Source organism: Xanthomonas graminis pv. graminis (assembly GCF_030168915.1).
Lineage (GTDB): Bacteria > Pseudomonadota > Gammaproteobacteria > Xanthomonadales > Xanthomonadaceae > Xanthomonas_A > Xanthomonas_A translucens.
This window is the reverse complement of record NZ_CP076255.1, coordinates 98,130-121,386: the sequence shown is the minus strand read 5'-3', so window position 1 is coordinate 121,386 and position 23,257 is coordinate 98,130. Positions and strand designations below refer to the sequence as shown.

Annotated in this window: 19 protein-coding genes; 10 read left to right on the top strand and 9 right to left on the bottom strand. The window is 69.6% G+C overall.

Annotated features, from left to right (window positions below):
- Window positions 1-50: 50 nt before the first annotated feature.
- Complete coding sequence (locus tag KHF85_RS00490; RefSeq protein WP_284568099.1) at window positions 51-836, bottom strand: rhomboid family intramembrane serine protease; 786 nt, start codon at window positions 834-836, stop codon at window positions 51-53.
- Between the two features lie 120 nt (window positions 837-956).
- Entirely contained in the window at window positions 957-1,910 is a 954-nt protein-coding gene (locus KHF85_RS00485; protein WP_284568098.1) for a TerC family protein, read from the bottom strand.
- Between the two features lie 255 nt (window positions 1,911-2,165).
- On the opposite strand from KHF85_RS00485, the gene KHF85_RS00480 reads away from it, so the two are divergent.
- The 8 genes from KHF85_RS00480 (at window position 2,166) to KHF85_RS00445 (ending at window position 14,178) form a co-directional block, all read left to right on the top strand.
- Window positions 2,166-3,347 (top strand): class I SAM-dependent rRNA methyltransferase, encoded by a 1,182-nt coding sequence (locus KHF85_RS00480; RefSeq protein WP_284568097.1) that lies wholly within the window; start codon window positions 2,166-2,168, stop codon window positions 3,345-3,347.
- Window positions 3,348-4,048: 701 nt separating this feature from the next.
- Entirely contained in the window at window positions 4,049-7,228 is a 3,180-nt protein-coding gene (locus tag KHF85_RS00475; protein WP_284568096.1) for a TonB-dependent receptor, read from the top strand.
- Between the two features lie 141 nt (window positions 7,229-7,369).
- Window positions 7,370-8,131, top strand: coding sequence for a SapC family protein (locus KHF85_RS00470; protein WP_284568095.1), 762 nt, complete (start codon window positions 7,370-7,372; stop codon window positions 8,129-8,131).
- A 5-nt stretch (window positions 8,132-8,136) separates the two neighbouring features.
- Window positions 8,137-9,156, top strand: coding sequence for a cupin-like domain-containing protein (locus KHF85_RS00465; RefSeq protein ID WP_284568094.1), 1,020 nt, complete (start codon window positions 8,137-8,139; stop codon window positions 9,154-9,156).
- 34 nt (window positions 9,157-9,190) lie between these two features.
- Window positions 9,191-10,708 (top strand): tryptophan halogenase family protein, encoded by a 1,518-nt coding sequence (locus tag KHF85_RS00460; RefSeq protein WP_284568093.1) that lies wholly within the window; start codon window positions 9,191-9,193, stop codon window positions 10,706-10,708.
- Between the two features lie 228 nt (window positions 10,709-10,936).
- On the top strand, window positions 10,937-12,187 hold the full coding sequence (locus KHF85_RS00455) for a dipeptidase (RefSeq protein WP_284568092.1): 1,251 nt from the start codon (window positions 10,937-10,939) through the stop codon (window positions 12,185-12,187).
- Between the two features lie 159 nt (window positions 12,188-12,346).
- Window positions 12,347-13,498, top strand: a complete 1,152-nt coding sequence (locus tag KHF85_RS00450) for a glycerate kinase (RefSeq protein WP_284568091.1) — start codon at window positions 12,347-12,349, stop codon at window positions 13,496-13,498.
- Window positions 13,499-13,773: 275 nt separating this feature from the next.
- Window positions 13,774-14,178, top strand: coding sequence for a DUF2628 domain-containing protein (locus KHF85_RS00445; protein ID WP_284568090.1), 405 nt, complete (start codon window positions 13,774-13,776; stop codon window positions 14,176-14,178).
- A 201-nt stretch (window positions 14,179-14,379) separates the two neighbouring features.
- Here KHF85_RS00445 and KHF85_RS00440 read toward each other — a convergent pair whose 3' ends face one another.
- The 6 genes from KHF85_RS00440 to KHF85_RS00415 all read right to left on the bottom strand — a co-directional run bounded on the left by KHF85_RS00440 (window position 14,380) and on the right by KHF85_RS00415 (window position 19,492).
- Window positions 14,380-15,807 (bottom strand): amino acid permease, encoded by a 1,428-nt coding sequence (locus KHF85_RS00440; protein ID WP_284568089.1) that lies wholly within the window; start codon window positions 15,805-15,807, stop codon window positions 14,380-14,382.
- Window positions 15,808-15,922: 115 nt separating this feature from the next.
- Complete coding sequence (locus KHF85_RS00435; protein ID WP_284569612.1) at window positions 15,923-16,534, bottom strand: response regulator transcription factor; 612 nt, start codon at window positions 16,532-16,534, stop codon at window positions 15,923-15,925.
- An 8-nt stretch (window positions 16,535-16,542) separates the two neighbouring features.
- The gene (locus KHF85_RS00430) at window positions 16,543-17,625 is read right to left on the bottom strand and encodes a sensor histidine kinase (protein ID WP_284568088.1); all 1,083 of its coding nucleotides are present in this window, start codon (window positions 17,623-17,625) and stop codon (window positions 16,543-16,545) included.
- A 34-nt stretch (window positions 17,626-17,659) separates the two neighbouring features.
- On the bottom strand, window positions 17,660-18,388 hold the full coding sequence (locus KHF85_RS00425; RefSeq protein ID WP_284568087.1) for an MgtC/SapB family protein: 729 nt from the start codon (window positions 18,386-18,388) through the stop codon (window positions 17,660-17,662).
- A complete protein-coding gene (locus KHF85_RS00420) occupies window positions 18,388-18,816 on the bottom strand; it encodes a hypothetical protein (RefSeq protein ID WP_284568086.1) in 429 nt (142 codons plus the stop codon). The genes KHF85_RS00425 and KHF85_RS00420 overlap by 1 nt, the downstream gene beginning before the upstream one ends.
- A gap of 466 nt (window positions 18,817-19,282) precedes the next feature.
- Complete coding sequence (locus tag KHF85_RS00415; RefSeq protein ID WP_284568085.1) at window positions 19,283-19,492, bottom strand: glutathione S-transferase family protein; 210 nt, start codon at window positions 19,490-19,492, stop codon at window positions 19,283-19,285.
- An 85-nt stretch (window positions 19,493-19,577) separates the two neighbouring features.
- Between KHF85_RS00415 and rmuC the strand changes: the two genes are divergently transcribed.
- On the top strand, window positions 19,578-21,170 hold the full coding sequence (gene rmuC, locus KHF85_RS00410; protein ID WP_284568084.1) for a DNA recombination protein RmuC: 1,593 nt from the start codon (window positions 19,578-19,580) through the stop codon (window positions 21,168-21,170).
- A 142-nt stretch (window positions 21,171-21,312) separates the two neighbouring features.
- Window positions 21,313-21,855, top strand: a complete 543-nt coding sequence (locus tag KHF85_RS00405; protein WP_053839492.1) for a glutathione peroxidase — start codon at window positions 21,313-21,315, stop codon at window positions 21,853-21,855.
- 321 nt (window positions 21,856-22,176) lie between these two features.
- Here the strand turns inward: KHF85_RS00405 and KHF85_RS00400 are convergent, their stop codons facing one another.
- The gene (locus tag KHF85_RS00400) at window positions 22,177-23,253 is read right to left on the bottom strand and encodes an MlaA family lipoprotein (RefSeq protein ID WP_284568083.1); all 1,077 of its coding nucleotides are present in this window, start codon (window positions 23,251-23,253) and stop codon (window positions 22,177-22,179) included.
- Between the last annotated feature and the right edge of the window lie 4 nt (window positions 23,254-23,257).

The following is a 23,257-nucleotide window of genomic DNA, read 5'->3' as shown; positions in this document are numbered from 1 at the left end:
CAGCGGCGCGCGCTGCAGCGCGACGCAAACGCAGGCCGGTGACGCCGGCCTCAACCCTGGTCGCGCTGCGGCCGCGGCGGAAAGCGCACCACCACCCCGCGCGGCACCGATGGCGGTTGCCACAGCACCGGCACCTGCGCCGGCGATGGCGGTTCCAGCACGTCGTCCACCGGCGCCAGCGCCTCTTCGTCCTCGTCTTCCCAGCTGTAGCGCTTGCGCGGCGGCAGCGGGTCGCGGTGGCGCAGCAGCAGGGCCGCGAGCGCGCCGCCCAGCGCGCCGCCCAGGTGCGACTGCCAGGACACGCCGGCCTCGTGCGGCAGCACCGACACCAGCATGCCGCCGTAGAACAGGAAGGCGATCATGCTGGCAGCGATCGCGGCGCGGTCGCGGCGCAGCAGGCCGAGCACGAACACCAGGAACAGCAGGCCGTGGGCGACGCCGCTGGCGCCCAGATGGTGGCTGCCGGGTTCGCCCAGCAGCCATGCGCCCAGGCCAGCACCCAGCCACAGCAGCGGCAGCGCGGCCAGGGTGGCGCGCGGATACACGCTGCCGGCCAGCGTGCCCAGGATCAGCAGCGCGCCGGCGTTGGCGGCCAGGTGTTGCAGCGAACCGTGCAGCAGCGGCGCGGTCAGCACGCCGAGCAGGCCGCCGGCGTGCTGCGGTCCCACCGACCAGGGCCGCCAGTCGAACAGGCTCTGGCTGGCGAACACCGCCACCAGCAGCGCGACCAGCGCCAGGCTGGCGTTGAAGGCGCGCAGCAGCCGTGTCCGGTCGAAGCGGTCCTGCGCCTGCGCAGCGTCGGCAGGCGGGGGCGAGGGGAGCGAAGAGGTGTCCATGCTCCCTGGATGGCGACGGCCGGCGCCCGGGGCAAGGCGCCGCCGCTGGGAGGGACTGGCCACGGCCGCGGGACAATCCCGCGGCCGTGGTCGTGCTTGTCCCGTGTCCGTCCCCGTGCCTCAGTGCGCCGGCTTGGCCGGGCGCAGCAGGCTCAGCGCCACCGTCGCGCCGATGATCAGCGCCACCGCCAGCAGCGACACCAGCACCGGAATCTTGTACAGGTCGATGATCAGCATCTTGGTGCCGATGAACACCAGCACGATCGCCAGCCCGTACGGCAGCAGGTGGAAGCGGTCGGCCATGCCCGCCAGCAGGAAGAACATCGCGCGCAGGCCCAGCACCGCGAACACATTGGAGGTCAGCACCAGGAACGGGTCGGTGGTGATCGCGAAGATCGCCGGGATGCTGTCCACCGCGAAGATCACGTCGGTGATGGCGATCAGCATCAGCACCGCGAACAGCGGCGTGTACCAGCGCTTGCCTTCCTGGGTCACGCTCAGCGCATTGCCGTGGTACTGCGGGGTCAGGCGCAGGTGCTTGCGCATGAAGCGCAGCACGGGGTTGGCTTCCAGGTCCGGTTCCTTGCCCGCCGAGAACCACATCTTGATGCCGGTCAGCAGCAGGAACGCGCCGAACACGTACAGCAGCCAGTGGAACTTGGTCAGCAGCACCGAGCCGGCGAAGATCATGATCGCGCGCAGCACGATCGCGCCGAGCACGCCGATCACCAGCACGCGCTGGCGCTGCTCCTCCGGCACCGCGAAGTAGCTCATGATCATCAGGAACACGAAGATGTTGTCGACCGCCAGCGACTTCTCCACCAGGTAGCCGGTCAGGAACTCCAGCCCGTACCGGTTGCCGGTGGCCACGTCGATGGTCTCGCGCAGGTACCACCACAGGCCGGCATTGAACGCCAGCGCCAGCCCGATCCAGCCCAGGCTCCACCACCGCGCTTCCTTGAAGCTGACCTTGTGCGCACCGCCGTGGCGCATCAGCACCAGATCCGCCAGCAGCGCCGCGATCACCACGATCGCAAAACCGCTCCACAACCACACGTTGCCTATCGTTTGCATGGGGAATTCCCGTCAGTGAAGGTTGAACCTCGGGCCGCGGCGGCGAGGCGTCCTGGACGGAAACGATGGGTTCGTTCCAGGGAATGCCTTCGCCACTGCGGCGAAGGTCTCGCTCGCAGCCGATGGTCCGGCTGCCGTTGCACCGGAGCCTGCTGGCTCGAATTGACGGCGACAACGCTGGGAGCTACTCCCCTTCTGCGCCCATTCTTGCGGCTGCCGGCGGTGGCGTCAATCCGGGCGGATACAATGGCCTGCATGAATACCCCCCTGCCCGTAGTCCGCCTCAAGAACGCCTGGCGCTCCACCCACCCGTGGATCTTCCAGAAACTGGTCGAAAAACCCGCCGCCAAGCCCAAGCCGGGCACGCTCGTCGATGTGGTCGGCGTGGACGGCGAGTGGATCGGCCGCGGGTTCTACAACGGCCATTCGCGCATCGCCGTGCGCATCCTGGAAATCGATCGCGAGGTGCCGGTGGACGAAGCCTGGTTCGCCGCCAAGATCGCCGAGGCGACGTCGTTGCGCCGTGACGTGCTGAAGCTGGACGCGGTGTCCGATGCGTGGCGCGTGGTGCATGCCGAAGGCGACGGCCTGTCCGGGCTGGTGGTGGACCGCTATGGCGACCTGCTGGTGGTGGAGTTCTTCAGCGCCGGCATGTTCCGCTATCGCGAGTGGATCTACGCTGCGCTGCGCACCCAGTTCCCCGGTGCGCGCTTCTACAGCTTCGCCGAGGAGCACGTGCAGAAGCAGGAGAGCTTTGACTACCGCCCGGTCTCCAGCAGCGGCGAGCGCCCGGAGCCGGCGATCATCAGCGAATACGGCGTGCGCTTCCGCGCCGATCCGGCCGGCGCGCACAAGACCGGCTTCTTCGCCGACCAGCGCGAGAACCGGCAGTGGCTGAGCCAGCAGGTGGCCGGCAAGCGCGTGCTCGACCTGTGCTGCAACACCGGCGGCTTCGCCGTCTACGCCAAGGTGCGCGGCGCCGAGGAGGTGGTCGGCGTGGACATCGACGAGGACGTGATCGAGATCGCCAAGGGCAACGCCAAGCTCAACGACGTGCGGCTCAAGCTGGTGCAGGCCGACATCTTCCCGTACCTGCGCGATGCCGCCGCGCGCGGCGACCGCTACGACGTGGTGATCCTGGACCCGGCCAAGATGACCCGCGACCGCGACCAGGTGATCCCGGCGTTGAAGAAGTATCTGGACATGAACAAGCTGGCGTTGGGCGTGGTCGCGCCCGGCGGGCTGTTCGCCACGTTCTCCTGCACCGGCCTGGTCGCCGAACAGGAGTTCCTGGACATGCTGCGCCGCGCCGCGTATTTCTCCGGCCGCACCATCCAGATCCTGAAAGTGGCCGGCGCCGGCGCCGACCACCCGTTCATGGCCCACGTGCAGGAATCGCGCTATCTGAAAGCGGTGTTCTGCCGCGTGCTGAACTGAGCCGGCGCGGCGCGCCGGCGTTCGCCGCGCGCCGCCGGTGCTGGCGCCGACCGGCGTCTATACCTCTCTGCACAGTCCCGTGCGCCCGGCGGCGGCGCATTCATATGCCTGCGCGTACCGCGAGGCAGCGCACGCCTCACGCGGTTGTGGCCGGCAACGCGCCGCACTGCACGCACTTGCCTGCAGCGCGCGGCGAGGTGCGCAGCGGCACGGCGCGTGTCCATCGCCGAGCGCGCCATTTGCGCAACGCCGACGCTGATAACGCTTACATCGTGGCCTGCATCCCACCAGATGTCAGCACCACTTAGCTTTGTTGCGCCGCATGGTGACAAACCCTGGCACACGGGATTAGGTTTGCGGCGTCAGGTGATAGCGCTATCACTCTCGGCCATGCGCCGGGATCTGTCGCCGTCGCCTCACGCACCGCGGCGGCGGCGCCGCACGCATTTCGATTCGGGTTCGAGTATCGGCATTCGCTGTAGCGGTCGGCTTGGTCAGCGTCCGGGTTGGAAACGGGCATGCGATGGCGCCCGGCGCCCTTCGGGGGAAGGCGCGATCCATCCATCGATCGAGACGTAGGGATCACATGCAGACATGCAGCGATGCGTGTCACCCACAGGGACCGCTTCGACGTCAGCATGCGCTGCGTCGCATGCCGCAGACGGCGTTGTCCGTCCGACTCCAGCACCGAGGACATTCTGATGCGTCAGCAGTTGAAGAAGTTCCGCTCCAAGGCCATGTTCACCTTCGTCGGTGGAGTGCTGGTGATCAATCCGGCGTTCGCCCAGCAGGCGCCGCCGGCCCAGGCGCAAACCCAGGCTCAGACCCAGACCCGCCAGCAGCAATCCTCTGCCGACGCCAAAACGCTGGACACGGTCAGCGTCACCGGCATCCGCAACAGCCTCAACCAGTCGATGGGGATCAAGCGCGACAATGCCGGCGTGGTCGATGCGATCAGCGCCGAGGACATCGGCAAGTTTCCCGACACCAACCTGGCCGAGTCGCTGCAGCGCATCACCGGCATCTCGATCGAGCGCCGCGACGGCGAAGGCGCGCAGGTCACCGCGCGCGGCTTCGGCCCGCAGTTCAACGCGGTCACCCTCAACGGCCGGGTGATCCCCGGCGCCGACGCGTTCGGCGCGCCGGGCGCGGTGCCGATCGGCGGCGTGGACGGCGGCACCCGCGCGTTCAACTTCGCCCAGCTCGCCTCCGAGGCGATCACCGGCCTGGAGGTGTACAAGACCAGCCGCGCCAATGCGCCCAGCGGCGGCATCGGCGCCACCATCAACATCCTCACCGACCGCCCGTTCAACCACAAAGGCCTGGTCGCCAGCGGCGGCGTCAAGGCCGCGTACGACGACTCGCAGCCGTTCGACAACAAGATCACGCCGGAAGTGTCCGGCATCTTCAGCTACACCAACCCGGACAAGACCTGGGGCATCGGCCTGAGCGGCAGCTACCAGAAGCGCCGCGGCGGGTCGGTGCAGGCGACCGAGAACGGCTGGAACATCCAGCGCTGGACCGGGACCGATCCGGCGCTGCGCCCGGACGCCACCGTGCAGAACGCGCCGGCGATCGGCCAGCTCTACGGCATGCCCAACGACCTGCGCTACGCCTTCGCCGACTTCGAACGCGAGCGGCTCAACGGCCAGGCGGTGGTGCAGTTCGCGCCCACCGACAGCCTGACCCTGACCCTGGACTACACCTACTCCAGCAACGAGATCCGCGAGGACCGCGGCGAGCAGGGCATCTGGCTGCAGCGCGCCAACAGCTTCACCGACCTGGTGTTCGACACCGGGCAGGCGGTGGCCACGCCGGTGTACCTGCGCGACGTGCCCAACGGCGCCAAGGACTTCGGCATGGAGCAGCAGCGCAACATGCAGAAGTACAAGCTCGGCTCGCTCGGCTTCAATGCCGACTGGCAGGCTACCGACCGCCTGCGCCTGACCTTCGATGCGCACAACTCCAAGACCCAGAGCCTGCCCAACGATCCGGTCACCGGCGGCAGCGCCACCTACTTCAGCTTCGCCGGCACCAACAATTGCACCGGCGGCACGCAATGCGGCGGCCAGTGGGCGCAGGAACTGTTCTTCAACAACGGCCTGCCGATCGGTGCGCGCACCTGGTACCCGACCGCGGCCGATTCCATCGCCGGGACCAACGGCTTGGTCAACCAGGACTTCACCCCGGCCGAACTCGGCTCGCAGGTGCTGCGGATCTATTACCAGAGCCAGGTGACGGAGGTGAAGGAAGGCCGCGTCGACGGCCAGTTCGACTTCGACAACGGCCGCTTCCAGTTCGGCGTGGACAGCGCCAAGACCACGATGCACCGGCGCATCAGCGACACCAATTCGCCGCTGGGCGACTGGAGCGTGGCCAATGCCGGCAACGAGCCGGGCATGATCGATCTGCTGCAGCCGGTCGGCATCACCGGCATGTTCAACGACTTCAACGCTTCCGGCGCCGCGCCGGGCGCCTGGCGCGGCAATGCCGACCAGCTGGCGCTGTGGGGCGGCAGTACCTACCGCGCGACCACGCGCTACAACCCGCAGTTCAGCTCCGACAACCAGGTTCAGGAGAAGACGCGCGCCGCCTACATGCAGCTGGAGTTCGACGGCGAGCTCGGCGGCATGACCACCAATACCCGCATCGGCGTGCGCTACGAGAAGACCGACGTGGTCTCCACCTCGCAGGTGGCGACCCCGACCGCGCTGGAGTGGCAGGCCAACAACGATTTCCTGTTGCTGCGCTCGGCCGAACTGCAACCCTTCAGCGAAAAGCACAGCTACAGCCATGTGCTGCCGAACCTGGATTTCAGCATCAACCTCACCGATACGCTGAAAGCCCGGGCCTCGTTCGGGCAGAGCATCGCGCGGGCGCCGTACACCAACCTGATCGCCGGACCGAATCCGGGCACGCCGACCGGCTCGATCCTGGTCAACCCGTCCACGCGCGCGTCCGGCGCTGCGGAGAACCCGAGCCTGGATCCGCTGGAATCGAACAACCTGGACCTGGCGCTGGAGTGGTACTTCGCCGACGCCAGCTATGTCTCGCTGACGTTCTGGGACAAGCGCGTGTCCAACTTCATCGGCACCAGCGTCACCCGCGAAAACCTGTACGGCCTGCGCGATCCCACCTCAGGACCGGATGCGCAGGCGGCGCTGGCGTTCCTGCAGAGCGCGGCCTGCGCCGCGCAGGTCGGTGCCGCCGGCAACGACGTGGCGGGGGCCTGCTCGGCCAACGACACCTCGCTGTTCTCGGCGGTCGCCATGCTGCGCAACGCCGCGGCCACCGGCGGGCTGGGCGCCTACAACGGCAGCTCGGCGCAGACCCTGGCGCTGGAGAACGCCTACGACCTGGTCGGCGAGGCGGACGATCCGCTCTACGAGTTCGACGTGACGCGCCCGATCAACCAGAACAACGCCAAGATCCACGGCTGGGAACTGGGCGGTCAGTACTTCCTGGGCGATACCGGCCTTGGCGTGTACGCCAACTACACCATCGTCAAGGGCGACGTGGGCTTCGACAACACGGTGCTGGACCGCGACCAGTTCGCGCTGCTCGGCCTCAGCGACACCGCCAACGTCATGCTGATGTACGAGAAGTACGGCTGGAGCGCGCGCCTGGCCTGGAACTGGCGCGACCAATACCTGATCGCGGCCAACCAGAACGGGTCCAGCCGCAACCCGTACTACGTCGAGCCGTACCAGCAGCTGGACCTGAGCGTCAGCTACGCCATCACCGACAACCTGTCTGTAGGCTTCGAGGCGATCAACCTCACCAGTGAGGACGTGCGCTGGCACGGGCGCTCGGAGAAGCAGGTGATCAAGGTGATCGACCAGAGTCCGCGCTACACGCTGGGCGTGCGCTACAACTTCTGAGTCCGGCAGGCCGCGCGCGGCGATGGCCGCGTGCGGCAACGGCGCCCACGCCGCAGCGCGTCTTGCGGGCGCGGCGCTTTGCTGCAATGGTCGCGTGGCGCGGCGCGCGTCCCGCTCTGCCACCGACCCGCTGGAGCCCAGATGGCCCGCTACGAATTGCTCAACAACGTCGCCCACCAGGACCTGCGGGTGATCCTGCGCTTCGGCCCGGAATTCGGTGACGCCACCGGCGTGGTGCCGGCGTTCCCGACCGAATACGCCGAGTTGCAGCGCGAGTATCCGATCCTGCTGCGCAAGGACGCGGACGGCGGCTTCCAGTCGGTGGCGCTGCTGGGCTTCGAACAGCAGGAAAACCTGTTCCTGCAGGACGCGCGCTGGAATGCGGCGTACCTGCCGGGCATCGTCGCCAAGGGGCCGTTCCTGATCGGCTTCCAGGAACAGCACGAGGACGGCGTGCTGCGCCGCGAGCCGGTGATCCACGTCGATCTGGACCACCCGCGGGTCAGCTTCAGCGAAGGCGAGCGGGTGTTCCTGCCGCAGGGCGGGCACAGCCCGTATCTTGAGCACATCATCACCGTGCTGCGCGGCATCCGCGATGGCGTGGAAGGCGGCAACGCCATGTTCGCCGCGTTCGATGCGTTGGGCCTGATCCAGCCGCTGCGCATCGACGTGCAGCTCGGGCAGGCGCACAACGTGCACCTGGCCGGGCTGTACGCCATCGACCGCGAGCGGCTGGCGGCGCTGGATGCGCCGTCGCTGCATGGGCTGCACCGCGCCGGTTATCTGGAAGGCGCCTACTTGCTGCTGGCCTCGCTGCACAACCTGCGCCGGCTGATGGCCGAGAAACAGCGCCGCCTGCAGCACGCCGGCGTGGACGCGGTCGCCTCCGGGCAGGCGGCCTGAGCGGCGTGGCGGCGCTGGCACCGATTGCCGAGCGCAGCGACTGCCAGGCCGGCGCGCTGCCGCTGGCCGACCTGCTCGCCGCCGGGGAACCGGTGGTATTGCGTGGCCTGGTGCGCGACTGGGCGCTGGTCCAGGCCGGCTTGCGCGGCACCGGCGCGGCAATGGATCTGTTGCGCGGACACAGCAACGGCCGCCCGCTGCAATACTCCTACGGTGCGCCGGAGATCGCCGGGCGTCCGTTCTACAACGACGATTTCACCGCGTTGAACTTCGAGGTGCGGCGCGGCGATCTGCACGGCCTGCTGGACGCCATCGCCGCGCACCTGGACGACCCGCGGCCGCCGGCCTATTACCTGGCCTCGCTGCCGGTGGACGACAGCCTGCCGGGGTTCCGCGACGGCAACGACGTGGACTTCGCCGCGCACGCCATTCCGGCGCGGCCGAGCATCTGGATCGGCAACCGCATCACCGCGTCCTGCCACTACGACGCGCCGAACAACCTGGCCTGCTGCGCGGTCGGACGGCGCCGCTTCACCGTGTTCCCGCCGGAGCAGATCGCCAATCTCTACCCCGGCCCGCTGGAGCCGACCCCGGGCGGGCAGGCGATCAGCGTGGTGGATTTCGCCGCGCCGGATGTCGCGCGCTATCCGCGCTTTGGCGATGCGCTGGCGCACGGCCGCAGCGCGCTGCTGGAACCCGGCGATGCGCTGTTCCTGCCCGGCCTGTGGTGGCACCACGTGCAAGGGCTGGAGGCGTTCAACGTGCTGGTCAACTACTGGTGGAGCAGCGCGCCGGCCCATCTGCCGGCGCCGATGCAGGCGCTGTACCACGCGCTGTGGGCGATCCGCGACCGGCCCGAGGCAGAGAAGGCGGCGTGGCGGGCCATCTTCGACTACTACGTGTTCGGCCCGGCCGAGCGCGCCGGCGCGCACCTGCCGGCGCCGGCGCGGCACCTGCTCGGACCGATCGACGATCCGCAGGCGCGGCAGCTGCGCGCGATGCTGCTGGCCAAGCTCAACCGCTGACATCGCCATTCACGACTGCAGGAGAGACGACGCAATGGCCCAGATACGCAAGGTGGTGATCGCGGGCGGCGGCACGGCGGGCTGGATCGCCGCCTGCGCGCTGGCGCACCAGTTCCGCGACCTGCTGGACATCACCCTGATCGAATCCGAACAGATCGGCACGGTCGGCGTCGGCGAATCCACGGTGCCGCCGATCCGCAGCTTCCACCGTTTCCTGCAGATCGACGAGCAGCAGTTCCTGCGCAGCGTGGCGGGCACCTTCAAGCTCTCCATTTCCTTCGAGAACTGGCGCCGGCCCGGCGAGCGCTACCTCCACCCGTTCGGCCTCACCGGGCAGAGCACGCTGGTCTGCGCCTTCCACCATTTCTGGCTCGAGGCGCAGCGGCGCGGGATGGTCTCCGACCTGGGCGACTACTGCCTGGAAACCGTGGCCTCGCGCGTGGATCGCTTCGCGCTGCAGCAGTCGCCGCCGGTCAACTACGCCTACCATCTCGATGCCGGGCTGTACGCGCGGCTGCTGCGCGGCCACGCCGAGCGCCATGGACTCAAGCGCGTGGAAGGCAAGATCCAGCAGGTGCGGCAGCACGCCGAGAGCGGCTTCGTCCAAGCGCTGCTGCTGGAAGACGGTACGCTGGTCGAAGGCGACCTGTTCATCGACTGCACCGGTTTCCGCGGCCTGCTGATCGAGCAGACCCTGCACACCGGCTACGAGGACTGGAAGCAGTGGTTGCCCTGCGATCGCGCGGTGGCGGTGCAGACCGAAGCGGTGGCGCCGCCGGTGCCGTACACCCGCGCCATCGCCCACGCCGCCGGCTGGCGCTGGCATATCCCGTTGCAGCACCGCGTCGGCTGCGGGCTGGTGTTCTCCAGCGCGCACCTGTCCGACGACGAGGCGCGCGCCAAGCTGCTGCACGACGCCGCCGCGCCGCCGATCAAGGAGCCGTGGCTGGTGCCGTTCCGCACTGGTCGCCGGCGCAAGGCCTGGAACAAGAACGTGGTCGCGCTGGGCCTGGCCAGCGGCTTCATCGAACCGCTGGAATCCACCAGCATCCACCTGACCATCGCCGCGGTGATGCGGCTGATCACGCTGTTCCCGAGCGAGGGCATCGCGCCGTCGATGGTGGACCTGTACAACGCCGTCAGCTGCGCCGAGATGGAACACGTGCGCGATTTCATCATCCTGCACTACCACGCCAACCAGCGCGACGAACCGATGTGGCAGGCCTGCCGCGAGATGGCGCTGCCCGATTCGCTGCAGCAGCGGCTGCGCGCCTGGCGCGAGCGCGCGCACGCCTGGCAGGGCGCCGACGAACTGTTCCGGGTGGATTCGTGGATCCACGTGCTGCTCGGCCAGGGCATCGTGCCGGCGCAGCACCACCCGCTGGCGCGCGCGCTGCCGGACCAGCAGCTGCAGCAGTTCCTCGACGCGATCCGCCAGCCCATCGACCGCGCGGTGGCGCAGATGCCGTCGCAGCAGGACTTCATCGCGCGCTATTGCAAGGCCGGGCCGGAGGTCTGGGCGGGGCGGGCTCCTGTCGCGGCGCCGGCATGAGGGGCAGTGCGATGGGAGCCCGCCGTGCAGGCAGCAGCCGTGTTGCAGCGTCCGGTGCAGCAGGCACGCCGCATGCGTCTGGCTGACCGGCATCGCCCGCAGCAGCCCGGACCGATCCAAGCGGACGGCGAGCGCTACCCGGATGCGCCCACCTACCCGTCGTGGCGGGTCGCGGCGGGCGTGGCATGGCTATGATCGAACCACCGCCCTCTTCGAGGATTGCTGCGCATGCACCTGCACGCCCTGGGTCTTTCCGTAGCGTTGGCGCTGGCCGCGGCGCTGCCGGCGCATGCCGTCGACTTCACGAAAGCGGAACTGGCGCGCGCCACCGCGCTGCAGCGGCGCCTGCTGACGCTGGATTCGCACCTGGACACGCCGGCCAATTTCGAGCGCAGCGGCTTCGACATGATGGCCGCGCATGCCGGCAATCGCCTGGCGCAGGTGGACTATCCGCGCATGCTCGCCGGCGCGCTGGACGGCGGCTTCTGGGCGATCTACACCGGCCAGGGCGAGCGGAGTAGGCAAGCGCACCTGGACGATCGCGACGCCGGGCTGCAGCGCCTGATGGCGATCCACGCGTTGCTCGCGGCCTATCCAAAGCAGTTCGGCCTGGCCACCACGCCGGCCGATGCGGCGCGGATCAAGGCGTCCGGCAAGCGCGTGGTGTACCTGAGCATGGAGAACGCCAGCCCGCTGGTCGCCGATCCCATGCTGCTGCGCTTCTACCACGCGCAAGGCCTGCGGCTGATGAGCACGGTGCATTTCCTCAACAACGAATTCGCCGATTCGGCCACCGACCCGAAGGGGCCGGAATGGCAGGGCCTGAGTCCCGCCGGGCGGGAGTTGGTGCAGCAGGCGCAGAAGCTCGGCATCGTCATCGACCAGTCGCATGCCTCCGATGCGGTCTTCGATCAGTTGATCGCGCTGTCGCCGGTGCCGATCCTGCTCTCGCACGGCGGCGCGCGCGCGGTGCATGCGCATCCGCGCAACATCGACGATGCGCGGCTGAAGGTATTGGCCGCGCACGGCGGGGTGATCCAGATGAACGGCTACGGCGGCTACCTGATCGACACCGGCGCCGGCCCCGAGCGCAAGGCCGCCGAGCAGGCGCTGATCGACGGCTACGGCGGCTGGGAGCATCTGTCACTGGCCGATGGGCCCAGGCTCGGCGACGCGATGAAGGCGCTGGATGCCAACCATCCGGTGCGCCAGGCGACGCTCGACGACTTCTTCGCGCACCTGCAACACGTGCTGGCGCTGATCGGCCCCGAGCACGTGGGCATCGGCATGGACTGGGACGGCGGCGGCGGCGTGGTCGGCATGGAGGACGTCGGCGATCTGCCCAAGATCACCGCCTGGTTGCTGCGCAAGGGCTACAGCGAGCAGCAGATCGCCGCCATCTGGGGCGGCAACGTGTTGCGGGTGATGCAGCAGGCGCAGGACTGGGCGGCCGCGCAGGGGCGCGCCGGTGCTTCCTGAGATCTGCGCCTGCGCGGCTCGCTAGCGCGCTCGCGCTTGGCCGTGGTGCTCGGCCGGGCGCCCGCCGATGGCCGAAGACTGGCTTCAGGCCGGCCATCGGCGGGCGCGGTGCCGCGCGCGCCGAACCGGCGCCGTCGCATCGGCTAGCATCGGGCGACCATGAAGATCGTCATCGCCCCGGATTCGTTCAAGGAAAGCCTGTCCGCGCTGGAGGTGGCCACGCAGATCGAGGCGGGCTTTCGCGACGTGTTCCCGGCGTGGACCTACCGCAAGGTGCCGGTTGCCGACGGTGGCGAGGGCACGGTCGCGGCGCTGGTCGCGGCCAGCGGCGGGCGCATCGTCGGCCGCACGGTGACCGGGCCGCTGGGCGCGCCGGTCGCGGCCTTCTTCGGCCTCACCGGCGACGGCCGCACCGGCATCGTCGAGATGGCCGCGGCGAGCGGACTGGCGCTGCTGCCGCCGGCGCAGCGCGATCCACTCGCCGCCACCAGCTATGGCGTCGGCGAGCTGATCCTGGCCGCGCTGGATGCCGGCGCACGCCACCTCATCGTCGGCATCGGCGGCAGCGCCAGCAACGATGGCGGCGCCGGCATGGCCCAGGCGCTGGGCGTACGCCTGTTCGATGCGCAGGGCCGTGCGCTGGACGCCGGCGTGGGCGGCGGCGCGCTGGCGGCGCTGGCGCGGATCGATGCCAGCGCGCTGGACCCGCGGCTGCGCGAGTGCAGGTTCGAGGTCGCCTGCGATGTCGACAATCCGCTGACCGGGCCAACCGGCGCCTCGGCGGTGTTCGGGCCGCAGAAGGGCGCCACGCCGGCCCTGGTCGCCCGGCTCGACGCCACCCTGTGCCACTACGCCAAGGTCATCGAACGCGACCTCGGGATCGCGCTCGCCGGATTGCGTGGCGGCGGCGCCGGCGGCGGTCTGGGCGCCGCGCTGGTCGCGTTTCTGGGCGCGCAGCTGCGCCCGGGCGCGGACATCGTCGCCGAGGCGCTGGGGCTGGACGCGCTGCTGGCCGATGCCGACCTGGTGATCACCGGCGAGGGCCGCCTCGACGGCCAGAGCGTGCACGGCAAGACCCCGCTCGGCGTGGCCCGCATCGCCAGACGCCACGGCAAGCCGGTGGTGGCGATCGCCGGCGGCCTGGGTGCCGGCGCCGACCTGCTGCACGCGCATGGCATCGGCGCGATGTTCGGTGCGGTGCAACGCGCCTGCACCCTGGAGCAGGCATTGGCCGAGGCAGCGGCGAACCTGCGCATGGCGGCCAGGAACGTGGCCGAGGCGATCAGCATCGGACGCAGCCTGGGGCGCTGAGCGGCCCCAAGCCGCGCGTACCCGCCGCGACCTGGCGCCTGCGGCTACCGCCGCGTGCGAGCTGGCATTCGGCCGCCGTGATGCGCGATCGGCTGGTCGGCTGCGCCCGGACCATGGTGCTGCCGCCGCGTTCGCCGAACTGCGGCAGCCGGCTTGGGGCCTGGCGACGCGGCAGGAGACGCGCACCACATTGGTGCCAATCTCGGCCGCATATGGTGCGCAGTAAGCCTATTCAGCTACACTGTAACCGATTACAAAAAAGGAATTGCCTTTCCATGACCACCCAGAACCTCCCCCAGCGCGCGCCGCTCAGCCCGAAGTGGCAGTTCCGCTTCGACTTCTTCGACCGCCACGGCGGGCCGGCCTCGCCCGCCTTCAAGGCCGCGTTCAAGGCGCTGCCGTCGTTCGGCGACCGCCTGAAGATCAACATGAACTTCTTCGCGTTCTTCTTCGGCTGGATCTATTTCTTCATCCTCGGCCTGTGGCGCAAGGCGATCGTGCTGATCGGCATCTCGCTGCTGATCGGCGTGCTGTCGTTCTTCCTGCCCAAGATGGTCGTCAACGGGCTGGGCGTGGCGTATTCGGTGCTGGTCGGCATGATCGCCAACTACGCCTACTACCTGGAAGTGAAGAAGGGCAGCACCAGTTGGAACCCGTTCGAAGGCATGCGTTGGTGGTAAGCGGGGTGTAACCGGGGATGCGGGACTCGGGACCGGGGACCCGGAAGAGCGAAAAGCATAAGGCAAACCCGCCGCCGCGCCGCTTTTCCGGGTCCCCGGTCCCTGGTCCCTGGTCCAGGCTTCAAGCTCCCCATCTCCAGCACGTCAACCGATGGCCGTCGAGGAAGCGCGCGGTCATCGAGCGGGTACTGCGCGACCAGGTCACGCGCGCTGTTTCCCGCGCTGCAGCAGGCTGTGGCGGCGCCCGTAGAGCAGGTAGGCGACCACGCCGATCGCGTTCCACAGCGCGAACCACCGCTGCGTGGTGTGCGGCAGGCTCCAGAACAGGTACAGGCAACCGCCGATCGCCAGCGGCGCGACCACCCAGGCCAGCGGCGTGCGGAACTTGCGCACCCGGTTGGGTTCGCGCACGCGCAGCACCAGCAGGCAGGCGGCGACCGCGATGAACGCGGCCAGGGTGCCGGCGTTGGCCAGCGCGGCGATTTCGTCCAGCCGCGCCACGCCGGCCAGCGCCGCCACCAGGATCGCAGTGAACAGCGTGGTCGCCACCGGCGTACCGGTGCGCGCGCTGACCTTGGACAGGCCGCGCGGCAGCAGCCCGTCGCGCGACATCACGAAGAAGATCCGGCTCTGCCCGTACAGGAACGCCAGCAGCACCGTCGGCAGCGCGATCACCGCGGCCGCGGCGATCAGCGTCGCCGCCTTGCCGTGGCCGAGTTCGCGCAGGATCAGCGCCAGCGGTTCGGCGCTCTGGCCGAACACGGTGTAGCGCATCGCGCCGACCGCGGACAGCGCCACCAGCACGTAGATCAGGGTGCAGCCGACCATCGAGCCGAGGATGCCGATCGCCAGGTCGCGCTCGGGTTTCTTGGTTTCCTCGGCCGCGGTGGAGATCGCGTCGAAGCCGTAGAAGGCGAAGAAGATGATCGCCGCGGCGGCCATCACCCCGCGTTCGACGCCGTCGGCGCCCATCGACTTGGCGAAGCCGAACGGCATGAACGGCTCCATCCGCGCGCTGTCGAAATGCGGCAGCGCGATCACCACGAACACGGTCAGGGCGACGATCTTCAGCGCCACCAGCACCGCGTTGACCGTGGCGCTGGCCTGGGTGCCGAGCATCAGCATGCCGGCGACGACGAAGGTGATCAGCACCGCCGGCAGGTTGACGAACCCGCCTGGCACATGCGGCCCGGCGGTCAGCCACAGCGGCAGGTCCACGCCCACGCCCTTGAGGAAGCCGACCGCATAGCCGGACCAGCCCACCGCCACCGTGCTGACCACCAGCGAGTACTCCAGGATCAGGCTCCAGCCCACCACCCAGGCGATGCTCTCGCCGAGCGCAATGTAGCTGTAGGTGTAGGCGCTGCCGGCGGCCGGCATCAGCGTGGCCATCTCCGCGTAGGCCAGCGCGGCGCAGGCGCAGATCGCCCCGGCCACCGCGAACGACAGCAGCACCGCCGGGCCGGCCTTGTCGGCGCCGACCCCGATCAGTGTGTAGATGCCGGTACCGACGATCGCGCCGATGCCCAGCGCCACCAGGTGCGGCCAGCTCAGTGTGGGCACCAGCCGGCGGCCGGCTTCGTGGACGGTGACCAGATCGAGCGACTTGCGCCGGAACAGGAACGACATACGGGCCTCGGGGAGCGACAGGACACGCCCGCGAGTGTGGCCCAATGCGGTGCAGCAAAGCTATGCCTGGCGGCCCGAGCCGCCGCGCGCGCCGCCGCGGCAGCGGGCGCGGCGGCTACAGCCCGATCCGCTCGGCCAGCCGTACCAGTTCGGCGAGCGAGCCGGCCTGCATCTTGCGCATCGCCTGGCCGCGCCGCACCTTCACCGTGATCTCGCTGAGCTGCAGCCGCGCGGCGACCTGCTTGTTGAGCAGGCCCTGCACCACCAGCCGGGTCACCGCCTGCTCGCCCGGGGTCAGCGTCGCCCAGCGCCCGCGCAGCTCGGCCAGCGCGGCCTCGCGCTGGCGGCGTTCGCGGTCGCGGGCGATCCCGTGCTGGATCGCGTCGAGCAGGTCCTGGTCGCGGAACGGCTTGGTCAGGAATTCGATCGCGCCGTTCTTCATCGCTTCCACGCTCATCGCGATGTCGCCGTGGCCGGTGATGAAGATGGTCGGCAGGTGCAGCCCGGCCTCCAGCAGCTGCCGGTGGAATTCCATGCCGCTCTGCCCGGGCATGCGGATGTCCAGCACCATGCAGCTGGGCGCGTCGGCCAGCGCGTGCTGCAGGAAGGCGCTGCTGGAACCGAACGCGTGCACCTGCAGATCCACCGAGGCGAATAGGTCTTCCAGCGCGGCGCGGATCGAGGGATCGTCGTCGATCAGATACACCACCGGGCGCTGTTCGGACAACGGCAAATTCATTGGCGTGCTCCCGGCTTTGCGATCGGCAGGCACACGCCGAACACCGCGCCGCGGGGGCTGCGCGGCGCGGCCCAGATGCGCCCGCCGCTGGCCTCGACGATGCTGCGGCTGATGCTCAGGCCGATGCCGATGCCATCGGGCTTGGTGGTCCAGAACGCATCGAACAGGTGCGCCTGCGCCTCGGCCGACAGGCCGCCGCCGCCATCTTCGACGGTCAGCCGCAGCGAACGCGCATCCTCCGGTTCGGTGCCGATGCGGAGCGTGCGCGCCTCGGCCGGCGTCTGCGCCATCGCCTCCATCGCATTCAACACCAGGTTGACCAGCACCTGCTGGGTCTGCACCCGGTCGGCCAACACCGGCGGCAATGCCGGCGCCAGCTCCACCCGCAACGCGATGGCGTTGCGCTCCAGTTCGCTGCGCGACAGCGCCAGCACCTCCAGCACGGCGGCATTGAGATCGAACGCGCTCTTGCGCGGCGTCTCGCCCTTGCTAAGGCTGCGGATCCGCGCGATCACCTCGCTGGCGCGGTTGGCGTCGTCGAGGATCCGCTGCAGCGCCGCCTGCGCCCGCTCCAGGTTCGGCGGCTGCTGACCGAGCCAGCGCTGGCAGGCGTTGCCGCTGGTGACGATGGCGGCCAGCGGCTGGTTGACCTCATGCGCGATCGAGGCGGTCAGGCCGCCCAGGCTGCGCGCGCGCGCCAGCCGCAGCAGCTGCGCCTGCGCCGCATGCGCGGCGGCCTTGGCGTGTTCCATCTGCACCGCGATGGAGGTGGTCACCCCCACCACCACGATGCTGATGACCGAGTTGATCACCCCCACCCGGTACGCGCCGGCCGAGCTGAGCTGGAAACTGAGCACGATCAGCGCGATGCAGGCGCCGGCCAGTAGCAGCATACCGGCGCGGGTGAGCAGCCGCACCGCGAACAGGATCACCACCGTGTAGAACAATGCGGCGGCCACCCCGTAGTCGGTCAGCGTATCGGCGGCGAAGATCGCGCTCAGCGCCAGCAGCAGCGCCCCCAGCGCGAGCAGGCGGCGATGCGGCGAGGGCGAGGTGAAGCAGCGGATCATCGGCGTCATGGCAAGGGACGGGTAGTGCGGCGCGGCCGCCGCTTCAGCTTTCGGCGCCGGCGTTCCAGAACGCCTGTTGTACACCGGGTTCGCCTTCCAGGTGCTGGATCACCGTATCCAGCTCTTCGGCGCGTACCGCGGTCGCGTACAGGGTCGCGGCGATCTCCACGTCGTGCTGGCCGAACGGATGCTGGTCCACCTCGCGCGCCGGGTAGTGGGCGGCTTCCAGCAGCTCGATCAGCCGCTCGCGCACCGCGCCGTGCACGCCGCGCGCGCAGATCACGTAGAACACGTAGGTCGCCTCGATCGAGGATTCCTCCAGCGGCCGGCGGTTAATCCGGTTCACCACCGGGCGCAGCAAGGTATTGCTCAGCAGCACGAACACCGCCGCCAGCACCGCCTCGGCGACCAGCCCGGCGCCGGCGCAGGCGCCGACCGCGCCCGAGCCCCATAGCGTGGCCGCGGTGTTCAGGCCGGTGACGTTGGCGCCCTCCTTCATGATCGCGCCGGCACCGAGGAAGCCGATGCCGGAGACCACGTAGGCCACCACCTGCACCGCGCCCTGGGTGCCGCCATGGATCTCGAACAGGCGGTCGCCGAGCGAGACGAAGATGGCCGCGCCGACCGCGACCAGGGTGTTGGTGCGCAGGCCCGCGGTGCGCTGCCGCACCTGCCGCTCGAAGCCGATGACCGCGCCCAGCGCGAAGGCGGTGGACAGGCTCACCAGGGTGTCGAGCAGCGAGGCGAGGTTGAACAGGCGCAGCGCTTCCATCAGCGCGTGGACCGGTGGCGGAGTGGATGGGTCATCGCAATGCCTGCGGAGATGTCGGATGACAGGGACCGCACATGATGCTGCAGATGCGTGGCAAACGCGCGTCGCAGCGCCGCCGCCGAAGCCGACCACCAGCCTCGCGTCCGCTGCCGCCAGCCCGGCAGCAGCGCCACGGCGGGACCGGGCTGGCGCAGGCGCCGCCGCGCCGGCCGCGACAGACGCACCAGCACGCGGATGCGGTCCTCGCTTGGCAGCAGCGACAGGGCATCGGCGAGCACGCGCCCGGGGAAGCGGGATAGCGCCTTGGCAACCGCGCGCACGCCATGCGCGGCGAGCAGCTGGCACAGGATATCGGCGCGGCGCATGGCCACCGCCGCGCGCAGGGCGCGGTGCAGGGCGCGTTGGAAACGGGACGTGTACAGCAGCATGAGAACCTCCTTCCGGCACGCCACCGGAAAGCGCGTCTCAGCCCGGTGGGCAGGCAGACGTCTCCGGGAACGGACCGGGCAAGCGTGAAAAGGACAGCGCAGGCGGGAGCGTGGCGATGGCGCCACGCGGATGCGGGTCGGGGTCCATGGTGATCTCCGGATGAGGGCGGAACAGGCGCGGCCGTGCTATCGGCGAAGGCCGCAGGCCTTGCGGGCGTGGACGCGGCAACCAAGGCGGCGGTGCGACAAGCCCCGACGTGCCGCTGCCGGCAGGGGCAGCGGGTTGCACGCAACGCGGTCTTGTCGCGCTGGCCGGCTGCAGCTTCGCGACGGCGCAAAGCTTGGCATACGGGCATCACCCAGACCAGCATGCGCAGGGCGCTTTTTGATGGCCATGCGCATCGCCCGGATATACCAAGGTATCGTCGCTACGGACCGCGCTTGCGCGACGGCAAATGCGCAACGATTACGGGATGCCGTTGCGCCCGTGCTGCAGAAAGCCGGGGCGTGCCGACAGCCGTTCGTCATATGCCGCCACCGCCGGCAACGGCGGCCGCGCCATCGGCGTGGCCATCCATCGCTGGGTGGGCAGGCCCAGCACGATGTCGGCCAGGGTGAAATCCGCGGCCGCCGCGTAGGCGCCGGTGCGTTGCAGCTGCGCGTCGAGGATGCCCATGTGCCGGTGCCAGCCGTCCTCGCCCTGCGCCCGCGCCTGCGGCGCGCGGCGCAGCGCCTGAGACGCGGCCGGCTACACTGGCGGCATGCAAACCGATCCCCATTTCCTGATCCTGGCCGGCCTGCTGTGCGCCGTGCTCGTGCTGCTGCTGGCGGTGCTGCTGCGCCGCACCGACCACACCGCGCTGGAACAGGTGCTGCGCGAAGAACAGCGCAGCGGCCGCGGCGAACTGCGCGAGCAGCTCGACAGCCTGGCGCGGCAGCAGGACGCGCGCAGCGAAGGCTTCGCCCGCCATCTCGCCGATCTGTCCACCCGCACCGACCAGCGCCTGGATCTGCTGCGCGAGACACTGAGCGAGGACGCGCGGCGTGGCCGCAGCGAGGCCAGCGAGGCGCAGCAGCGCGTGGCCGAACTGCTCAACCAGCGCCTGGTCGAAATGCGCAGCCAGCTCGACGCGTTCGGCCAGCAGCAGGACGCGCGCATGTTGCACTTCGGCCAGCAGCAGAGCGAGTTGATCGCGCGCATCGACGCGCACCTGACCGCGCTGCGCGAGACCCTGGTCGAAGACGCGCGCAAGAGCCGCGTGGAAGGCGCCGAGTCGCAGCAACGCTTCGCCGACACGCTCGGCCAGCGCCTCAACGAACTCATCCAGCGCAACGAGCAGCGCATCGGCGAGATGCGCAGCACCCTGGAAGAGCGCCTGAAGGAACTGCAGGCCGACAACGCGGCCAAGCTCGAGCAGATGCGCGGCACCGTCGACGAGAAGCTGCAGACCACCCTCAACACGCGCCTGGACGCCTCGTTCAAGTTGGTCTCCGAGCGGCTCGAGCAGGTCCAGCGCGGGCTCGGCGAGATGCAGCAACTGGCCACCGGCGTCGGCGATCTCAAGCGCGTGCTGAGCAACGTCAAGAACCGCGGCGGCTGGGGCGAAGTGCAGCTGGAGAACATCCTCGAGCAGACCCTGACTCAGGAGCAGTACGCGCGCGGCGTGCGGGTGCGCCCGGAGCGCAACGAGGCGGTCGATTTCGCGGTGCGCCTGCCCGGTCGCGGCCACGAGGACACGCCGGTGTGGCTGCCGATCGATTCCAAGTTCCCGCGCGAGGACTACGAGCGGCTGCTCGACGCGCAGGAGCAAGGCGATCCGGAACAGGTGCTGCTGCTGGGCGCGCAACTGGAACGCGCGATCCGGGTGCAGGCCAAGTCGATCAGCGACAAGTACATCGCACCGCCGCACACCACCGACTTCGCGGTGATGTTCCTGCCCACCGAAGGCCTGTACGCCGAAACCCTGCGCCGGCCCGGCCTGGCCGACCTGCTGCAGCGCGAGCACCGCATCGTCATCGCCGGTCCCACCACCGTCACCGCGCTGCTCAACAGCCTGCAGATGGGCTTCCGCACGCTGGCCATCGAGAAGCGCTCCAGCGAAGTGTGGGGCGTGCTGGCTGCGGTCAAGAGCGAGTTCGGCAAGTTCGCCGGCATCCTGGAAAAGGCCGAAAAGCAGATCAGCACCGTTGGCAAGAGCCTGGGCGATGCCAGCCGCAAGACCCGCACCATCGAACGCCGCCTGCGCGGGGTGGAGACGCTGGCCGATGCGCAGTTCGCGCCGTCGCTGGATCTCGAACTGCCCGTGGCCGATGCCGATGCGGACGAGGATGCCGCGCGCGACGAGCAGGAATGAACGGCGTCGTTCCCGGCCTTTCATCTTCCTGCGGCGAGCGCATGGCGATCCTTGGCAACGCAGCCGACCGCGCGCGGCGCGCGATGGCCGCTGCGGCGCCATGCGCCTATGCTTGCGATCCCTCTTGTTGCAGGAACCGCACATGCACCAGTCGATCTATGACATTCCGCTGACCGCCATCGATGGCCAGCCTGCGGCGCTGGCCGAGCATCGCGGCAAGGTGCTGCTGATCGTCAACGTCGCCTCCAAGTGCGGCCTGACCAAGCAGTACGAAGGACTGGAAGCGCTATACCGCGAACAGCGCGGCGACGGGCTGGAAGTGCTCGGGTTCCCGGCCAACGACTTCAAGGGCCAGGAGCCGGGCAGCGAGGCGGAGATCCAGCAGTTCTGCCAACTCACCTACGACGTGACCTTCCCGATGTTCGCCAAGATCGCGGTCACCGGCGAGGCGACGCATCCGCTGTACCGCGCGCTGATCGAGGCGCAGCCGCACACCGAGGGCGATGGCCCGATGCGCGAGAAGCTGGCCGGCTACGGCATCGAGCCCAATCCGGCGCCGGGCGTGCTGTGGAATTTCGAGAAGTTCCTGGTCGGCCGCGACGGCCAGGTGCTGGGCCGCTTCGCCCCGGACGTGACCGCCGAGGATCCGCGTCTGCGCACGGCGATCGCGGCGGCGCTGGGGTAACTGCTTGCGGTGTTCGCTGCCGCAAGGCGATGCCTGGGCTATCCGGCTGCGTGTAGGTGGGGCTCCGCTGGCATCGAGCCATGAGCCCCGACAGGTCGCCGGCAGCTTTAGAAATCTCCGCTCCGTTCGTCGCGGCTGAAACCTGCTGCGGGCATAGTGTCCACCGAACCACCGAACCACTGGATGCGCCGCGCTGCAAGTCGGGCGGCAATGCCTCTCAGACTCGCGATGCTCACACAGTGGGAATGGCACAAAAGGATTCGGCCATAAAAAACCCGGCCGAAGCCGGGTTTTTTGCTTACCGCCAGAAACGCGCGCGGCTCAGCGACTGCCGCCGCGCCACTCCGGGATCGGCATCGCGTCCACCGGTACGGTCGGATTGGTCTCTTCCTCGCGCAGATAGTCGGGCAGGTCGTTGTCCTGGCGCTTGTTGTGGCTGCGCAGGTCGCCTTCGATCTGGTAGGTGCGGCGCTGCATCCACGCGTCGCGGGTCAGCTGGTACTCGTCCGGCGCGTTGTCGCGCATGCTGTCCAGCGACAGCAGCTGCGCGCGCGTATCCACCAGCTGCAGGCCCTGCAGGCCGATGCGCACGGTGTCTTCCTCGATCTGCCGCAGCGGCGACAGCGGTGCGTCGCCGGCCAGGCCAAACACATCGCGCACCGTGCGCGGCCCGAACAGCGGCAGCTCCACGTAGCGCGAGCGGCGCCAGCCCCAGGCGCCCAGGGTCTGGCCGAAGTCCTCGCTGCGCCGCGGCAGCTTGGCGTCGCTGGCCGGGTCGAAGAGGCCACCGATGCCCAGCGTACTGTTCATCACGAACCGGCCCAGGGTCTGCCCGGCCTGCAACGGCCGGCCCTGCAGCAGCTGGTTGACCATGGTCAGCGGCGAGCTGAGGTTGTCGAAGAAGTTGGTCACCCCCAGCCGTACCGGCCGCGGCACCACATTGACGTAGGCGCGCGCCAGCGGCCGCGCCACGGTACGGTCGACCACGTTGTTAAAGGTGTGCACCTTGCGGTTGTACTTCTCCCACGGATCGAAGCTCTGCGGCACGGTGACGCCGGCCGGCAGGGTCGCATCGGCGACCGGGTTGTACGGGTCGCTGCCGTACAGCGCGGCGTAGTCGTCTTCGGCCGCAGTGGCCGCGCCCCCGGTGGGCGGCACGCTCGCCGGGGCGGCCATCGCGTCGCCGGCGGTCGGGGCATCGGCCTGCGCCGCCTGGGCGTCGGCGCCCGGCGCCGGCACCATGGCAGCACCCGCAGCACCGTCGGCAACGGCCGTGTCGGCAGGCGTCGCCTGCACCGCGGTCGCGGCTGGCGGCGGCGGGGGGCGCTTGGGGGCGCCGGCGCAGGCGCCGAGTGCGGCGGCCAGGGCCAGGGAAGTGAGGATACGCAGCACGTTCATGGGG